Source organism: Achromobacter maghribensis, from assembly GCF_057334215.1.
In genome coordinates, this window is sequence record NZ_JBHFII010000061.1 from 94347 (window position 1) to 110923 (window position 16577).

A 16577-nucleotide genomic window follows, 5' to 3' on the forward strand; every position below is an offset into this window, starting at 1 on the left:
AGAGGGGTCTAACGTTAGCGTTTCGCTTCCTCGGCGTCAAAGGCTCGTAAGCGCTGCTCAAGTGCATTCGCCGACGGCTGGTCCTCAGACCGATCTGGTAGGACTTTCAAGATCTTGCCATCGTAGTCTTTGTACTCAGAGTGCCAAAGCACCTTCGAGATTCTGACGCGGTAGCGGCTGTCGACCGCCAGTAAGTCCAGGTCAAACAGTGTGTGAATATCGGCGCGGAGTAGGATCCCATTGCGCGTCAGGTAATCTGTCTTCTCAGCGTGCGGAACGATGTGCGCCGCCTCCAGAATTGCATCGACCATGGAGCCGGTAACGGCGCACCGGCGGCGGTATGCTGTAAGCAGGCGGTCACGGAAGTCTTTCTGGCCACGTCGAGTCTTAATGGCGCGCTGTTGGATGGCGTCCTCGGTGCCGTCCCTATCCTCGGTATCACTGTTCGCCTGCGTGAGGTCGAGGTCCGGTTTCACGCCACGAACTATCTTGCACTCGCCCGACACAGGATCGTGGCGGTGCACATACCAAGGCTCGCTATCTAGGATGCGCCGGCTCACCGCCGAAGCTCTTTCGGCGAGTTCGTTGCGCGAACGACGGTCGCCGTCGCATACGATGACGCCAACTGGCAATCCTTGTTCGTACGACTCGCGTATGGCTGCGTCGAGATTTAGGGCGCGAATCGATTGATCAAAGGCCCGCGATCGCGCTGAGGTACTTCGCTTAGGATCATTCGCGATTCGCCGCAACTCGCTTGCCGTGTCAAGCACTGATTCGGAGAAGTGGGGGATGCCACCGGCTGCTTGGAGCGTTCCGTGCCACAAGCACAAAACGTAGCCTTCAGCCCGGGAGCCGAACGACCAGTTGTAACAAAACTGGGGGTTTGAACGGAAGTCTTTGACCTCGGTGTCGTTTTTTGTCCAGTGCCAGTCTTCGACCGAAATGTTGGCTCGCTGCAAGATGTCGTAGATGACCTCTTTGCGATGCGGCGCCAGATTCTCCAATGCCTCTGCGTCGGGGTTGCTCCCGGCGCGACTGAACGTCACGTAGCGGGCGGAGCGATCGACACGCGACTTGCGCCAGCCGGTCGTCATCCAAGCGAGGGCCTGGACGTGAGAATCACTCCCGGGCGTGGAGTTCTGCCACCACTCGTCGTGCTTCGACGCGGACGGCGGTAAATTGGTGCCGATGATCTCCTCGACCTGGTCAAATGTCAGCATGAGTTCGTTGCCGGTCGCTTTACGGAGATGGTCACCTAATGGTGCGTATTTGCTCATGGGGTTTAGTGGTGGCTCAAGGAAAATGGGCGGCCGCATTCACGCCCGGGCCGGCTGCCCACCGGAATGGGTGTTGCCAGGCCAGCACGTTGTCGATAGTTGACATGCAAGATTCGCGGAATCTTATCTGAGCATTCGCAGGCAGGCGTTAAGACCCTGGCTTGGCCTCCCGCAAGGATATCAACCCGTTTCACATTCTCGGGAAGTGCTGCGGCTTTGGGCACCCTTAAGGCCTGGCTGCGATTGTGTTGAAAACAGAACTTTGTTCCACGACGCACCTCCTCGGATACCACCAACGCCACCACCCATTGTGGGGTTGCGGGTCGGAACCTCACTGAGGTACATCTTCACGGCTGGTGGGTTACCTACCTGGAGGATGACCGACGCATACACCGTGCCACTTAGCACAGTTCGGCTACAGGCCACTCGCTGAAAAGTTACGCACCTGGAGCTGCCATGCAAGGATCAATGCGGTTGATCCGTTGTCTCAACTCGCGAAGAGTGTTCTCAAGCTCCCGGTCCGACTTAACGTAGGGGGGCCAAAACAGGCGACCTTCACCCATTGTTCGCGTTGCCCGCAGTGTACATACCCTTCGAAGTCATCTACGAGGAGGCAGTCCTCGAGAGTCGCCCCCGATATCAGAGTCAGGTCTTTCGTCTTCCCGGACCAAGCGACGACTTCGAGTTCCGCAAACCAGTTTGGCGCTGCGCCTTCGGAAATGAGTAAATGCGCTATTGCGCGAAACCGGGCTTCGCGCACGGTCGTGTACATGACAATGCGAGGAAATAGCGAGCAGCAGTTGATCAAGAAGTTCGAAAGTCCCGGACGGGGAATTTGGCTGATCGCATTCGATATCAAAGTCCCTTCTAAGTCGAGGGCGAGCAGGGTGAATTGAGGCATAGCAACGATTCAGCTGGAGAGCCGGCCGGCGTTTCACTTGGACCAGTGGTGCTTGAAAAACGGTCCGGCGCTTGATGACACGTCAGGCGGCAAGTGTCGAGGGGAAGGCGAACCAGTTGAGGAGCGGCTCAGTGAAGATGGAATGGACGCCGGGCTTCTCCCCAATCTCTCGCCCCGGGGCTTCAGAATATGTTGAGCCAACTATCATTCGTCGCGTATTCAGGTCCAATCGGTGAGGTCACGAGTTGACTCTCCCGCACAGCTGCTCGCCGCCGCAGCCAGGAGCTCGGTGTGCATCTGGCCAGCACAGCAAAGCAGGTTCAACACCGAGTGCCAGTACGCCGCGCCTAAGTCCCCATCCTCTTGGGCAAGCTCGCCTAGAACACGCTTAGCAACGGTGAGATCCACCGGTTCGCTGGGAAACGGGCATTCATGAACTTGTGGATCACGACCGGTCATGGAGTGCCTTTTCCTTCGACGCCTTGTGTAGCAGCCAGGCCCGAATCGACGCCTCGCCCTTGGTGCTTCCCGTGGCGCTGCATCCGGCCATGAAGCACGTATAGCCATGTGCCAGCTCCATGAAGGTTGCCTGGTGTTCCTGAGCGAAGTCCGCTCCCATTAGTTCCAAGACCTTGTTCGCCTCCAGGACGCGGACGCTAGCCGGCCGCTCATCGACCACGTACGTGTCAGAGCCATCGACATAGGTCAGACCTGATGGACCAAGGCGCAGCGCCGCGACCCCGTCAGCTTGGAGCATCGCCTGAATAAGCCCCACGCCGGAAAGCCCGCCTGGGTCTGCAACCTGCTTTCTCCAGCAGAACCCGGTCTCGCTGAGCGCTGGAATCGGGGGATCCTTCGGCCCCAAAAGGGCCTCCAACGCCCGATCCATGCTATGCCTAACCACGTCTTTTCCCTTTCACGGTTGATTCACGACATACCACTGAGAATAGTCGATTTTGGACTATTTGAAAACGAACTTCAACCTTTGTGCCAATCAATAGCACTGGCACACACATGGACAAGTCGATCTATAGCTACAACTACGGGCAAATGTTGAAGCTTCTTCTCGCCGCCAGGGAGAGCGTCAAGATGACGCAGGAAGATCTTGCGGCGGCACTGGAGGAGACCCAGTCGTTCATCAGCAAGTGCGAGAGAGGCCAGAGGCGGCTAGACGTCGTTGAATTGAGGATGTGGTGTTCTGCATTGAACGTGTCGTATACCGAATTCATGCGTAATTTGGACCACCTTTCGTTACCAAAGGCAGCTGGCACTTCTCCGCGCGCTCCAACTGAGCGCAAATAGGCATTCACACTCCCAGCTCAACGACGCCATGCATAGACCTCTCTCAATTCCTAGCATGATCAAAAATGCCACAGAACTACTTGAATCCTTCGTCGTGGCAGAGAGAAAGCAAAGGTCGAGTTGATCGACATGCCACACATGCCCACGCTTGGGAGTGCTTACGAAGCGATTGCTAATGCGGGGGGCAAAAGAGAATTTGTCTTGCTGATCTCCTTAGATGGTACCCCGCGAATTTTTTAAGGCCCCGCACCCCTCTGATCTATCGACGTTTCTTCGCACGTTTACGTAGTGCGACGGCTACATGATCGCGATGGCAGAGCGTCAACCGCAGTCATCCGGTTCAAGACGTGCTCTCCCTGGTTCGTGCTTCGACGCTTTGGTCGGATGAGTTCTCTATCTTGAAACGGCGGTGATGCGTGGTCGCTGCGCGCCCATGCGCCTTGGCCTGGTAAGCAAAACGTAGGCCGCCCGGCCAATCCTAACCGAGCCTGGCGTCGAAGTTCGCTGCATTGGGCGGCCTACGTAAAAGGGATTGGCCGCTGGCCAAGTGAGCCGATTGAGTTCAGACAGGGCGCTCGTCCGTACGAGCGCAAAGTGCACCTTTCGGAGTCCTCAGTGGCGGGGCGCCGCGAAGCCAGCCACGCTTATATAGATTATTGGAGATCGAAAAAGTACTCGGCGGTGCTGGGCGATTTTGCATATTGCGTCAACTCTTCTACGAGCATTTGTCAGCGTTCCTACGAAGCAGCGTCAAGGAAGCTACGAAGAACGTCAATCGAGCTACGAAGAAAGTCAACGGAGCTACGAGATCTTTTAGTGCTCAGCTACCTGTCTACTACTTCGCGCGGACTTCGGCCGCCTCACATAGTGCGTGGCACCGTTACGGCTCGTTTTCCATCCCGGGAGCAGTCCAAGCCGTACCATCGCTTTACGAAGTGCACTCGTACGCATTCGGAGTGTTGAGCCTTGAACAGCATCAGAGCCGAAAATCAATGACATCAGCCTGCCCTCTGTGATGCGGCATGTCTCACCCGCTGGGAGCCCGTGCAGATGAAAGTGAAGCAGCCGCGTAATGCCGGACCTGTCAGCTCGCAACTCACGTACCTCTTCCATTGGGACGCGAATAAACTCGCCCCTGCCTCCCAGCACGGCAGAGGCGAGGACAGGTGACAGGCTTACCGCAATGGTGTCGCCGGTCACGTCGGCCGTCAGCGCATCGAGCAAATGCCCCGCGCTGTACCTATGCCAGTTCACGACCGAGGCGGGTTTCACAAACACGCTGACCGCAAACAAGCGTGCGAGAGCCTGGCTGATATGAGGCCAGGTGTCTCCACCTGTGGAGCGGCCCAACTCGCGCGCGAGCGTGCTGTACGAAGTCCGAATCTCGACTTTTGCCTCCAGTTGCTTGCGGGCCCGTGTCGTCGCGTCGGGACCAGAGAACTGACGCGTCGTGTAGAAGGTGCCGTCTTGGGAGCAGCCAATCGCGGTGAGTGCCAGCAACACTTCCAGCTCCCTTTCGGTTAGTTGCATCGGGGCCGTGAAGCGATAGAGCAGGCCTTCGATTTCCCTGGATACGTCGAGTGCCCGACCGGGTTCGCAGCTGGATGCTTTGCAGAAGAGTCCTGCGGTACGCACTGCGCATGGCGCGACCTTGGCATATGTCGTCTCGGCTTGCTTCATGCAAAGCCTTCGCGCGTGAACGACGCGGCCAGCTTGTCAATGTCGCTGCATCGCCAGGCTGCGGCCCGTGGGCCGAGTTTTACCTGGGCGGGGTACCGCCCGGACTTCACTCCCGCGTACCAGGTGGCTCGCGAAACAGGAATCCTGCGAAGAACATCGCCCAAGCGCAGGAAGGACTCCGCAGTGTTGGATGCGGTGACGGATTTGGTGGTAAAGGACATCGCACAGTCTCAACCCCGTAGGTTGTCCGGCAAATGTGTCCTCAATCGAAGCAAGTATTTCCTCTGGCCGCGAGCGGGGAACTTCTCTCGACCGTCCGGTGTGTCATCGTTTAGTCCGATGACGTCCGAGGGAGTATAGAAACACTAGTGTGGGATGCGTGGCACTGTATGTGAGGCAATTATGCTCGAAACTGTGCACAGGACTGTCACCGCCGGCAAATCGACTTTGCAAGACTATGCAAATAGTCGGCGATTGAAAAAGCGTTAAAGCGTTGTATCTTAACGGTTTTCTTGATAATGGTGCCCGGGGCCGGAATCGAACCGGCACGCCTTGCGGCGGGGGATTTTGAGTCCCCTGCGTCTACCAATTTCACCACCCGGGCAAGGGGGGTCGCGAACACGTCCAGATGACGGCTGCGGGAGAACGAAGACAGCGATTATATGCGGACTTTCGTAAATTGTCAGGTGGCCCGAAATCGAGGCCGTCCGACGAGGCCGATTCGGGCGCTGCCCGCAGGCGGCAACCTCGATCGGCCCGTTTCAGAACTTACTTCTTTTCAGGCAGGAACCAGTTCATCACCAGGGCACAAATGCCCCCGGTGGCGACGCCCGATTCCAGCACGCTCTTCACCGCATGCGGCAGGTGCGACAGGATTTCCGGCACTTGCGACACGCCCAGGCCCAGGGCCAGGGACACGGCGATGATCAGCAGGGCGCGGCGGTCCAGGTGGATGCCGGCCAGGATGTTGATGCCGGACGCGGCGACGGCGCCGAACATGACCATGGCGGCGCCGCCCAGGACGGGTTCCGGCACGGCTTGCAGCACGCCCGCCACGCCCGGGAACAGGCCCAGCAGGATCAGCATGCCGGCGATCCACACGCCGACGTGGCGGCTGGCGATGCCGGTCAACTGGATCACGCCGTTGTTTTGCGCGAAGACCGAGCTGGGGAAGGTGTTGAAGACGCCGGCCAGAAGCGAGTTCGCGCCGTTGACCAGGACGCCGCCCTTGATGCGCTGCATCCACAGCGGGCCTTCGACGGGCTGCTTGGACACTTTGCTGGTGGCGGTGACGTCGCCGATGGCTTCCAGGGACGTGACCAGGTAGATGATCAGCATCGGCACGAACAGCGCCCACGAGAAGCCCAGGCCGAAGTGCAGCGGCACGGGGATCTGGAAGAGGGCGGCTTCGCGGGCGCCGGTGAAGTCCAGGCGGCCCATGGCGGCGGCGGCGATGTAGCCGACGGCCAGCGCCAGGACCAGGGCGGTGCTGCGGATCCAGACGACCGGCACGCGGTTCAGCAGGATGATGGTGCCCAGGACCAGGCCGGACAGGGTCAGGTTTTCCGCGCTGGCGAAGGTGCCGTTGGCCATGGCGCCGAAGCCGCCGCCCATGCTGATCAGGCCGACCTTGATCAGCGTCAGGCCGATCAGCAGCACGACGATGCCGGTGACCAGCGGGGTGATCAGGCGTTTGACGAAGGGCAGGATGCGGCTGATGCCCATTTCGACGAACGAGCCGGCGATGACGACGCCGAAGATCGCGGCCATGACGGCTTCGACCGGCGTGCCTTGCTTGACCATGACCGAGCCGCCCGCGATCAACGGTCCGACGAAGTTGAAGCTGGTGCCCTGCACGATGAGCAGCCCCGCGCCCAGGGGGCCGAAGCGCTTGCATTGCACGTAGGTGGCGATGCCCGAGATGACCAGCGACATGGACACGATCAGCGTCGTGTCGCGGGAGCTGACGCCAAGCGCCTGGCAGATCAAGAGGCCGGGGGTGACGATGGGAACCAGGATGGCCAGCAGGTGTTGCAGCGCGGCGACGAAGGCGACGGGAGGCGCGGGGCGATCGTCGGGGCCGTAGACCAGGTCATGGCTGGGCGCGTCGTCGGCGGCGCTATGGGGGGCGGGTTGGGAGAGGGAGGCGGGTTGCATGGCGGGGGGCCGGGCAGGTGGGGGTAGGAGGGAAAGTGCGGGATTTTAGCGGGGAAGCCCCGGGTCCGCCCGGGTAACGCTCGCGCGGGAGCCCCGGGGCACGCCTGCTTGATAGAATCTGTGCCGCCAACCTTATGCCGCCCACCTCATGCCGCCGGGCACCCGCCGGGCCCGATTGCGATGCAGAAACCGTGATGCAGAAACGCACTAGATGGATCGGAATTGTCCTGGCCTTGGTCATCGCGGGTTTACCGATGTCCCTGCTGCTATTCGTGCTGGACGGTGATCCCTACGCGGCGGCCGATAAAGGCGAGGCCTATCGGTCCAGTATCTATAAGCGCTACCAGGGCGTTATTTACGCCGCCGTCCCCAGCAACGGCTATTACCCGGTGGACGAGGCGGACCCGGCGAGTTTTCAGCAGTTCGATACGCCGGTCTTCGATGGACGCCAGGCGGGGAAAGACGCCCGCAATGTGTATTGCGGCAACCGGATATTGCCCGGCATGAAGCCGGCGTCCACGCAGTACCTGGGCAACAGCTATTTCAGCGATGGGTCAACGACCTATTACTGCTCGCTCTTCTCGGTGGTGAACGACGAGCTGGGCGCCGTGAAAGAGGTCTGGCAGACGGTCCTCTTCGGGATGGGGCGCGGCGCCAAGCCGCAGAACTACCTGTATCCCTTTACCGCGCTGCCTGCCAGCACGCAGCCGTACCGGCCCGTGTTGGACCGCGATCTGGCCACTAACGGCACCAAGGTGTTCTACCGTGGCAACGAATTGCCGCAGGCGAATGCGGGCACGATGCGGCGGTTGCCCCAGTCCCGTGACGGTGGGGAACGGCTAAGCGATGATTTCTTCGCCGATGGGCGCCGCGTCTATTTCCACGAGGCGTTGCTGCCTGTGTCGGACGATCCGGGGCTTCGCGCGTTCGGGGTGGGGGACCTGGATCGCCAGCCCTATCTCTATGATCCGAGCGACGGCATGGTGTACGTGGGCACGCAGAGCTTTGATGCGGCGCATGCGCCGTATCGGCTGCTTAGCGAGCACGGCCAGCATCTGAAGCAGGCGCTGTTCACCGGCCGGGACGGTATTTACTTCTATAACAATGAAAAACGGCGGATGGAGCGGGCCGGCGACGACCCGTTCGCCTCCGGCGGCTTTACCGCGCTGTCGCCTTTCGTGTTCTGGGACGGCAAGCAGGTGCTGTTTTTGAAGGGGGCGGAATCTTGGGGCTCGTCCCGAGGCGGCGGCGGGCTGGTTTCCCGCTCGACGCTGATCAAGCGCATGAAGGACGCACCGAGCGGCGAATGGAAAAAACTGGGCGACGTGTATCACCAGTTCGGTTCGGTCTGGCAAAACGGCGACCAGCGGTATTACCTGGATCAGACGGGCAGCAGCCAACTGGTCTTCAGCCCCATTTACCAGATCATGGACCGCGAAACGGCGGATTTCCTGCTGCGGTCGCAGCAGACCCTGGAGATCCGGATGGACGATATCCGCAAGCTGATCCGGGGGGGAAAGCTGGTGGCGCCGGCCAGCGACGAGGTGCTTGAAGCGAAGGTCCGGTATCGGGGGGGCCTGTCCTGGTTTTGACCCGTCTTGAAAAGTGCCTGATAGCCCCCACATCAGTAGGGTCTCCGGGATGCCAGGCGCGGTTGCCGCCCCGGGATGCCCCGTTATTTGTCCCTAATTTTTTCGACCTTCACGTAAAACTATGAGCCAAACCGCCACGTCTTCCACGTCCGAAACCCTGGGGTTCCAGGCCGAGGTGAAGCAGCTGCTGCACCTGATGATCCATTCGCTGTACAGCAACAAGGAAATTTTCCTGCGCGAGCTGGTGTCGAACGCATCGGACGCTTGCGACAAGCTGCGCTTTGAAGCCATTGACCAGCCCGAGCTGCTGGAAGGCAATGGCGAACTGGCTATCACGGTCAGCTATGACAAGGCCGCTCGCACGATCACGATTTCGGACAACGGCATCGGCCTGTCGCGAGACGAGGCCGTGGCCAACCTGGGCACGATCGCGCGTTCCGGCACGCGGGAGTTCTTTTCCCAGCTGACGGGCGACAAGCAGAAGGACGCGCAGCTGATCGGCCAGTTTGGCGTGGGCTTCTATTCGTCGTTCATCGTGGCCGACAAGGTCACGGTGGTCAGCCGCCGCGCTGGCGCCACGGACGCAATCCAGTGGGAATCGGACGGCCAGGGCGAATTCACGATTGCCGCCGCCGAGAAATCCACGCGCGGCACCGACGTGACGCTGCACCTGCGCGCCGATGAAGACGAATTGCTGAACGGCTGGAAGCTGCGCGAGATTCTGCGCCGCTATTCCGACCACATCTCCTTGCCGATCCGCATGGCCAAGGAAGAGTGGGATCAAGAGAAGGGCGAACAGGTCAAGACCGACGAACTGGAAACGGTGAACCAGGCGAACGCGCTGTGGGCCCGCAGCAAGTCGGACGTGACGGAAGAGCAGTACCGCGAGTTCTACAAGACGGTGTCGCACGACTACGACGATCCGTTGGCCTGGACGCACAACCGCGTGGAAGGCCGCAGCGAATATACGCAGCTGCTGTATGTGCCGAAGCATGCCCCGATGGACATGTGGGACCGCGACGGCCGCCATGGCGTGAAGCTGTACGTGAAGCGTGTTTTCATCATGGACGACGCCGACCAACTGTTGCCGTCGTACCTGCGCTTTGTGCGCGGCGTGATTGATTCCGCCGACCTGCCGCTGAACGTGTCGCGTGAAATCCTGCAGGAAAGCCGTGACGTGCGCGCGATCCGCGAAGGGTCGGCCAAGCGCATCCTGTCGTTGCTGGAAGACCTGGCCGAAAACAAGGCGGAAGACTACGCCACGTTCTGGTCGGAATTCGGCCAGGTGCTGAAGGAAGGCGCGGGCGAAGACTCGGCCAACCTGGAACGTATCGCCAAGCTGATGCGTTTTGCGTCCACGCATTCGGGCGATCAGGCGCAGACGGTGTCGTTCGCCGACTACGTGTCGCGCATGAAGGAAGGCCAGGACAAGATCTACTACGTGACGGCGGATACGTTCGCCGCGGCCAGCAACAGCCCGCATCTGGAGATCTTCCGCAAGAAGGGCATCGAAGTGCTGCTGCTGTCGGACCGCGTGGACGAATGGATGCTGTCCTACCTGCGCGAATTCGATGGCAAGTCGCTGGTGTCGGTCGCCAAGGGCGGCCTGGACCTGGCCGAGCTGGCCGACGAAGAAGAAAAGAAGCACCAGGCCGAAGTGGCCGAGGACTTCAAGCCTTTGGTCGAGCGTCTGCAGAAGACGCTGGAAGATCAGGTCAAGGAAGTGCGCGTGACCTTGCGTCTGGTGGATTCGCCGGCGTGCGTGGTGGTGGGCCAGAATGAACTCAGCCCGCACCTGCTGCGTATGCTGAAGGCCGCCGGCCAGGAAGCGCCGAACGTGAAGCCGGTGCTTGAAATCAACCCGGAACACCCGCTGCTGGCGCGCATTCGCGCGGCGGAAGACGGCGAGTTCGACCAATGGGCACGTCTGCTGCTGGACCAGGCCCTGCTGGCCGAAGGCGCGCAGATCGCGGATCCGGCGGCTTTCGTGAAACGGTTGAACGCGCTGCTGCTGAAGTAAGCGGTACGCGTGGTGAAGAAAAGGGCACCTGGGAGGTGCCCTTTTTTTGTTGCCGCGATGCCAACATTACCGCTCGGTACTTTTTTCCTAAAACTGATCGTCAGACTGCCAAAAATTCCCGATCGGTAATAAATAGCGGCCTTTGTCCTCGAAGGGGCCATAAACCTGAAGCATTGGCTCAGGTGCAATCATCGCTGCTGGAACAAGTCGCCGCCGGCACAGAACGCACGCTGATCGAACGCCTGGGCCGGTGGATCACATCGAACGCCCGCAAACACGCTAAACGGTGGGAATAAGCACCGCGTCCAGGGCCAGCGCGCCTTGGCCCACGGGCAAGGCCAGCAATGGGTTGATCTCGGCCGAGCTGAAGTCGTGGCGTCGCGAATAGGCGAAGCGGGACAGCGCGACCAGCGCGTCGGCCAGCGCATCGATATCGCAGGGCGGCGTGCCGCGCGCGCCTTGCAGCAGTGCATAGCCCTTGATTTCGCGGATCATCGATAGCGCCTGCTGGCGGCCGAAGGGCGCCAGGCGGAAGCTGACGTCTTTCAGTACTTCCACGAAGACACCGCCTAATCCGAACATGACGACCGGTCCGAACACGGGGTCGCAATGCACGCCCGCGATGCACTCCACGCCTTGTTGCGCCATCGGCGCGACCAGCACGCCATCGATGCGTGCGTCGGGGCGATGCGTGCGGACGCTGTCCAGGATGGCGGCGTAAGCGCCGCGCACCGCGTCGTCGCCGGACAAGGCCAGCTTCACGCCGCCGACATCACTCTTGTGCAGGATGTCGGGCGACACGACTTTCATCACGACCGGGACGCCAAGCCGGACGGCGGCGCGCACGGCGGCGTCGGCGTCCTTGGCCAGCGTGCAGTCGGGCACGGGCAGGCCGGCCTGGCGCAGCACGTCCATTGCCTGCACTTCGTTGTAGGAAGCCAGCCGCGGCGCGGTGGCGTCCGCAACCGGGATGGCTTGATCCGGTTCGGCGTCTGCCTGATCCGCCAGGCTCGCTACCGCGCCGATCGTCCGGATCGCAGCGCTTGGGTCGGTGAAAACCAGCGTGCCCAGGCGTTCGAGTTCGCGGCGGCGGTCGGGTGGGAACAGCGCGCTGATGGCCAGCGGCACGTCCGGCCGGCGGGCGCGCATTTCCCGGGCAAAGGTTTCGAAGGTAGGCCAAAGCGCGTTGGACGAGCCCGCCGCGGCCAGGAACACCGCCAGGGCGTCGTAGCGGCCGTCGGCCAGCATGTCTTCGGCGGTGGCCAACAGCAGCCCCGGTTCGGAGACGACCTGGCCCGTGACATCGACAGGGTTGCGGCCGCTGGCGAAGGGTACTTTTTCCAGCAGTCTGGCTTGGGCATCCGCGGCGGGCTCGGGCAGCGACAGGCCGGCGTCTTCGGCGTCGTCCGCCATCAGCGCCCCGACGCCGCCCGAGATCGTGAAGATGCCCAGGCGCTTGCCTTGGGGCCGTTGCTTCCAGGTGTCCAGCGCGTAGCCCAGGTTGAAGAATTCTTCGATGGTGCGGGCGCGTACCGCGCCGTATTGGCGGAACAGGGCGTCATAGACGGCGTCGTCGCCCGCCAGGGCGGCGGTGTGCGAGGCGGCGGCCTGCGCGCCGGCCTGGGTGCGGCCGATCTTGGTGACGACGACGGGCTTGCCGGCGTCGCGCGCGGCGGATAGGGCGCGGCGCAGCTTGTCGCCGTCGCGGCAGCCTTCCATGTACGTCATGATGACTCGCGTGTCGTCATCGCGGGCCAGCCATTCGATGCAGTCCGCCACGTCGATATCGGCCTCGTTGCCGGTGCTGATCCAGTGCGACAGCCCTAAGCCGCGGTCGCGCGCCATGCAATAGGCATAGGCGCCGAACGCGCCGCTTTGCGACACCATGCCGATGCCACCCGCGGCCACGGTGCCGTTGGCGGGGGCGGGCGAGAACGTGGCGTAGAGGTTGCGCCGGATGTTCATGAACCCCAGACAGTTGGGCCCCAGCAACCGGATGCCGCGTTCGCGGGCGATGGCACACAGTTGCTCTTGCATGGCGGCGCCGGAGGCGCCGATTTCCGAGAAGCCCGACGTGAACACCACCGCGCCGCCAACCTGGCCCGGACGCGCCCGTTCCAGCGCCTGCGCGGCGCGCGCCGCCGGCACGGCCAGGATGACCAGATCGGCCTCGGTGTCCAGGGCGGCCAGGTCAGGCGCGGCGGGCAGGCCCTGGATGGATTCCGCGCGGGGGTTGATGGGCAGGATGCGGCCGTCGTAGCCATGCTGGCGCAGCAGGGTGACCGGCATGGCGCCGATCTTGCCGGGCGTGGCGGATGCACCCACGATGGCGATGCTGCCGGGGTTGAACAGGCGGGTCAACGAGGAATCGGAATGCTGGGTCATGGTCTGTGCGAAGAAGATTCAGGAAACGCGATCAGAAGGGCGCTTACGAAAGACGCTTAAGAAAAGCGCTTAGGAAAAGCGCTTAGGAAAAGCGCACGACGCTGCGGCCGGTGCTGCCGCGTTCAAGCATGGCGGCCAAGGCCTGTGGCAGGTCGCGGGGGTCGATCACGCGTGAGGCCAGCGCAAGGCGCGTCGGGCGGTAGTCGGTGGCCAGCTTTTGCCATAGGGCGCGGCGCAGCGGCATCGGACTGTTCGCGTTGATACCCAGCAGCTTGACCCCGCGCAGGATGAACGGGATGACCGAGGCGGGCAGTTCCGCGCCGCCCGCGTTGCCGAAGGCGGCGACGACGCCGTCGGGCCGCACGCAAGCCAGGGCATGGGCCAGCAGCTTGCCGCCGACCGAATCGATGACGCCGGCCCAGCGCGCGCTCATCAGCGGTTTGAGCGCGCCGGACAGGTCGGGGGGCGCGACGACGTTCGCGGCGCCCAGCGACCGCAAGTAATCAGCGGCTTCCGGCTTGCCGGACATGGCGCAGACCGTGTAGCCGCGCTGGCTGAGGATGTCGATGGCAATGCCCGCCACGCCGCCGGTGGCGCCGGTGACCAGCACTTCGCCCTGTTCGGGCGTCAGGCCGCAGTGTTCCATCCAGTGCAGCGACAAGGCGGCGGTGTAGCCGGCCGCGCCCAGCACGGCGGCGTCGCGCAAGCTGATGCCGTTCGGCAAGGGCAACACCCATTCATGCGGCACGCGCGCATATTCCGCGTAGCCGCCGTCGCAATCCACGCCGATGCCGAAACCGTGCACCACCACCTCCTGGCCGGGCGCAAGCGCCGGGTCGGCGGAATGGACCACGGTGCCGGAGAGGTCGATGCCGCCGATACGCGGATAGTCGCGGATGACGTTGCCGCGTCCGGCCTGGGCCAGCGCGTCCTTGTAGTTCAAGCCGGCGTAGGCCACCTTGATCAACGTGTCTCCAGCGGACAGCGCATCGGCCGTCAGCGTGTCGAAACGGCCTTGCGGGGCGGCGCCGGCCTGGCCGGCATGCAGGCGGTAAGCCTGGAATTCGAGGGAAGCCATAGGGGTCTCCAAAAGATGGGGTCAGGCGCGCGCCAGCAGGCGGCGCGCCAGCGTGGCGCGGTGTAGCTCGTTGGCGCCGTCGTAGATGCGGAAAGGGCGCATTTCCTGCCAGATCATGGCGACGGGGGTGTCGTCCGACAGTCCCGTGGCGCCCATCATTTGCACGGCGCGGTCGGCCACGCGGTTCACCGCTTCGGACACGAACACCTTGGTCATGGCGCTGTGCTGTTTCACGGACAGCCCTTGATCCATGCGCTGCGCGCAGTCCAGCGTCATCAGCCGGCTGGCGTGCAGGTCGATGTGCGAGTCGGCAACCATGGCCTGGATCTGCTGCAGATCGGCCAGCCGCGCGCCGAAGGACTCGCGCTGTGTGACATAGGCCTGCGCGGTCTCCAGTGCGCGGCGGCTGCGGCCGATGTAGCGCATGCAGTGCGACAGGCGTGCGGGCTCCAGCCGCAACTGGGCATATTCCAAGCCCCGGCCGGGTTCGCCCAGCACCGCGTCGTCGCCCACGTCGCAGCCGTCCAGTTCGATCTCGGCGTGGCCGCCGATCTGATAGCCCGTGACCATGCCGATATCGCGCACGACCCGATAGCCCGGTGTGTCGGCGGGAACGACGAACAGCGTGACGCCCACGTCGGTCTGCGCCAGCACCAACGCGAAATCCGCGCCGACGCCGCCGCTGATGAACTGCTTGTGGCCGTTCAGCACCCATCGCTGGCCGCGCCGTTCGGCGCGGGTGCGCAGCATGGACGGGTCGGAGCCGGCGCCAGGCGCGGGTTCCGTCATGGCGAAGCAGGCGCGCTGTTGCGCGCGGACCAGGGGCCGCAGATAACGCTCCTGTTGGGCGGGCGTGCCCAGGCGTAGCAAGGTCAGCATGTTGGGCTGGTCGGGGGCCGCGCAGTTCAGGGCGGCGGGGCCCAGGAAACCACGCCCCGCCTCTTCAAGCACGTGGGCCAGCGCGTGCCAGCCCAGGCCCAGCCCGCCCCATTCCGCGGGCAGCTGCGGGGCATACAGGCCGGCCTGGCGGGCTTGGTCGCGCAGGCTGGCCACGCAGCGGTCCAAGGCGGCCACATCGCGGGCAATGGCGGGGGACTCGGCAGGGATGGCGATGTCATCCACGAACTGGCGCACGCGAGCGCACAGGTCTTGCAGCGCGGCGTGGCCGCTGGGTTGCGAGTTGGGTTGCATGGTGTTATTCCTCGATCTTCACGCCGGCCTGATGGACCACGGCGCGCCATTTGTCGGTCTCGGCGGCGATATGCCGGCCGAACGCGTCCGGGGTGCCGCCCACGGCCTGCATGCCCAGCCCGGCGAAATAGCGGCGGACTTCGGGGTCCGCCAGCACGGCATTGATCTGGTTGTTCAGCAAGGCGATGGCGGCGGGCGGGGTGCCGGTAGGCGCCATCACCCCCCACCAGGATGAGGCGACCAGCGGCACGCCCAATTCGGTCAGCGTGGGCACGTCCGGCAGTTCCGGATTGCGTGCCGCCGCGGCGATGGCGACGGGCCGGAGGCGGCCGGCTTGCACCTGCGCATAGACCGGGGCCAGGTTGTCGAAGCTGAGTTGCACTTGGCCACCGACCAGCGCGGTGGCGGCTTCGCTGCTGCCCTTGTACGGAATGTGCCGCAACGGGATGCCGGTCTGATTGGCGAATTGCTCGCCGGCCAGGTGCGGGATGCTGCCGGTGCCCGCCGTCGCGAAGGTCAGTCCCTGCTGTTGCGTCGCGGCCAGCTTGAGCGCGTCCAGACTGCGGATGGGGCTGGCGGCCGGCAATAGCAGATACACCGGCACGTCGGTGGCCCACACGACAGGCGTCAGGCGTTTTTGCACGTCATAGGGAAGCTTGCGGTAAAGCACGCTGTTGGTGGCCAGGTTGGCGGTGCCCATCAACAAGGTGTAGCCGTCGGGGGCTGCCGCGGCCACGTAGGCGGTGCCGATCTGCGTGGCGCCGCCGGGCTTGTTCTCGACCACCACGGTCTGTCCGATCAGCGGGGCGAGCTTGCGGGCGATCATGCGGGCGGCGGTGTCGGTGCCGCCGCCTGCGGCGTAAGGCACGATCAGCCGGATGGGCTTTTCTGGATAGGCCGCGGCGGCGGCCAGCGGCGCGCCGGCCGTTCCGATCAGCGCAGCGGCGCACAGGGCGCGCAGCATATGGGCGAATGGATGCATGGTGTTCTCCGT

At 63.1% G+C, this 16577-nt stretch carries 12 protein-coding genes and 1 tRNA gene; 3 read left to right on the plus strand and 10 right to left on the minus strand.

Annotated elements, in window-relative coordinates; all coding sequences use genetic code 11:
• Window positions 1-14: 14 nt before the first annotated feature.
• On the minus strand, window positions 15-1277 hold the full coding sequence (locus tag ACE039_RS26535; protein WP_485823782.1) for an HNH endonuclease: 1263 nt from the start codon (window positions 1275-1277) through the stop codon (window positions 15-17).
• A 1346-nt stretch (window positions 1278-2623) separates the two neighbouring features.
• Window positions 2624-3067, minus strand: a complete 444-nt coding sequence (locus tag ACE039_RS26540) for a hypothetical protein (RefSeq protein ID WP_485823783.1) — start codon at window positions 3065-3067, stop codon at window positions 2624-2626.
• 125 nt (window positions 3068-3192) lie between these two features.
• Here ACE039_RS26540 and ACE039_RS26545 point away from each other — a divergent pair, with 125 nt between their 5' ends.
• The gene (locus tag ACE039_RS26545; RefSeq protein ID WP_485823784.1) at window positions 3193-3480 is read left to right on the plus strand and encodes a helix-turn-helix domain-containing protein; all 288 of its coding nucleotides are present in this window, start codon (window positions 3193-3195) and stop codon (window positions 3478-3480) included.
• 813 nt (window positions 3481-4293) lie between these two features.
• Here ACE039_RS26545 and repC read toward each other — a convergent pair.
• From repC to ACE039_RS26565, 4 genes are all read right to left on the minus strand, one after another.
• Window positions 4294-5160 (minus strand): replication protein C, IncQ-type, encoded by an 867-nt coding sequence (gene repC / locus ACE039_RS26550; RefSeq protein ID WP_485823785.1) that lies wholly within the window; start codon window positions 5158-5160, stop codon window positions 4294-4296.
• On the minus strand, window positions 5157-5381 hold the full coding sequence (locus tag ACE039_RS26555) for a helix-turn-helix transcriptional regulator (protein WP_485823786.1): 225 nt from the start codon (window positions 5379-5381) through the stop codon (window positions 5157-5159). The genes repC and ACE039_RS26555 overlap by 4 nt, the downstream gene beginning before the upstream one ends.
• A gap of 298 nt (window positions 5382-5679) precedes the next feature.
• A tRNA-Leu gene (locus tag ACE039_RS26560) sits at window positions 5680-5764 on the minus strand.
• 164 nt (window positions 5765-5928) lie between these two features.
• On the minus strand, window positions 5929-7317 hold the full coding sequence (locus tag ACE039_RS26565; RefSeq protein WP_485823787.1) for a uracil-xanthine permease family protein: 1389 nt from the start codon (window positions 7315-7317) through the stop codon (window positions 5929-5931).
• Window positions 7318-7571: 254 nt separating this feature from the next.
• On the opposite strand from ACE039_RS26565, the gene ACE039_RS26570 reads away from it, so the two are divergent.
• Both ACE039_RS26570 and htpG read left to right on the plus strand, forming a co-directional pair.
• Entirely contained in the window at window positions 7572-8909 is a 1338-nt protein-coding gene (locus ACE039_RS26570; protein WP_485823788.1) for a DKNYY domain-containing protein, read from the plus strand.
• 121 nt (window positions 8910-9030) lie between these two features.
• On the plus strand, window positions 9031-10929 hold the full coding sequence (gene htpG / locus ACE039_RS26575; protein ID WP_310032117.1) for a molecular chaperone HtpG: 1899 nt from the start codon (window positions 9031-9033) through the stop codon (window positions 10927-10929).
• Window positions 10930-11208: 279 nt separating this feature from the next.
• Here htpG and ACE039_RS26580 read toward each other — a convergent pair whose 3' ends face one another.
• From ACE039_RS26580 to ACE039_RS26595, 4 genes are all read right to left on the minus strand, one after another.
• Entirely contained in the window at window positions 11209-13314 is a 2106-nt protein-coding gene (locus tag ACE039_RS26580) for an acetate--CoA ligase family protein (RefSeq protein WP_485823789.1), read from the minus strand.
• Between the two features lie 82 nt (window positions 13315-13396).
• Window positions 13397-14392, minus strand: coding sequence for an acrylyl-CoA reductase family protein (locus ACE039_RS26585; RefSeq protein ID WP_485823790.1), 996 nt, complete (start codon window positions 14390-14392; stop codon window positions 13397-13399).
• A gap of 21 nt (window positions 14393-14413) precedes the next feature.
• Entirely contained in the window at window positions 14414-15583 is a 1170-nt protein-coding gene (locus tag ACE039_RS26590) for an acyl-CoA dehydrogenase family protein (protein WP_485823791.1), read from the minus strand.
• Window positions 15584-15587: 4 nt separating this feature from the next.
• Complete coding sequence (locus tag ACE039_RS26595; RefSeq protein WP_485823792.1) at window positions 15588-16565, minus strand: Bug family tripartite tricarboxylate transporter substrate binding protein; 978 nt, start codon at window positions 16563-16565, stop codon at window positions 15588-15590.
• Window positions 16566-16577: the final 12 nt, after the last annotated feature.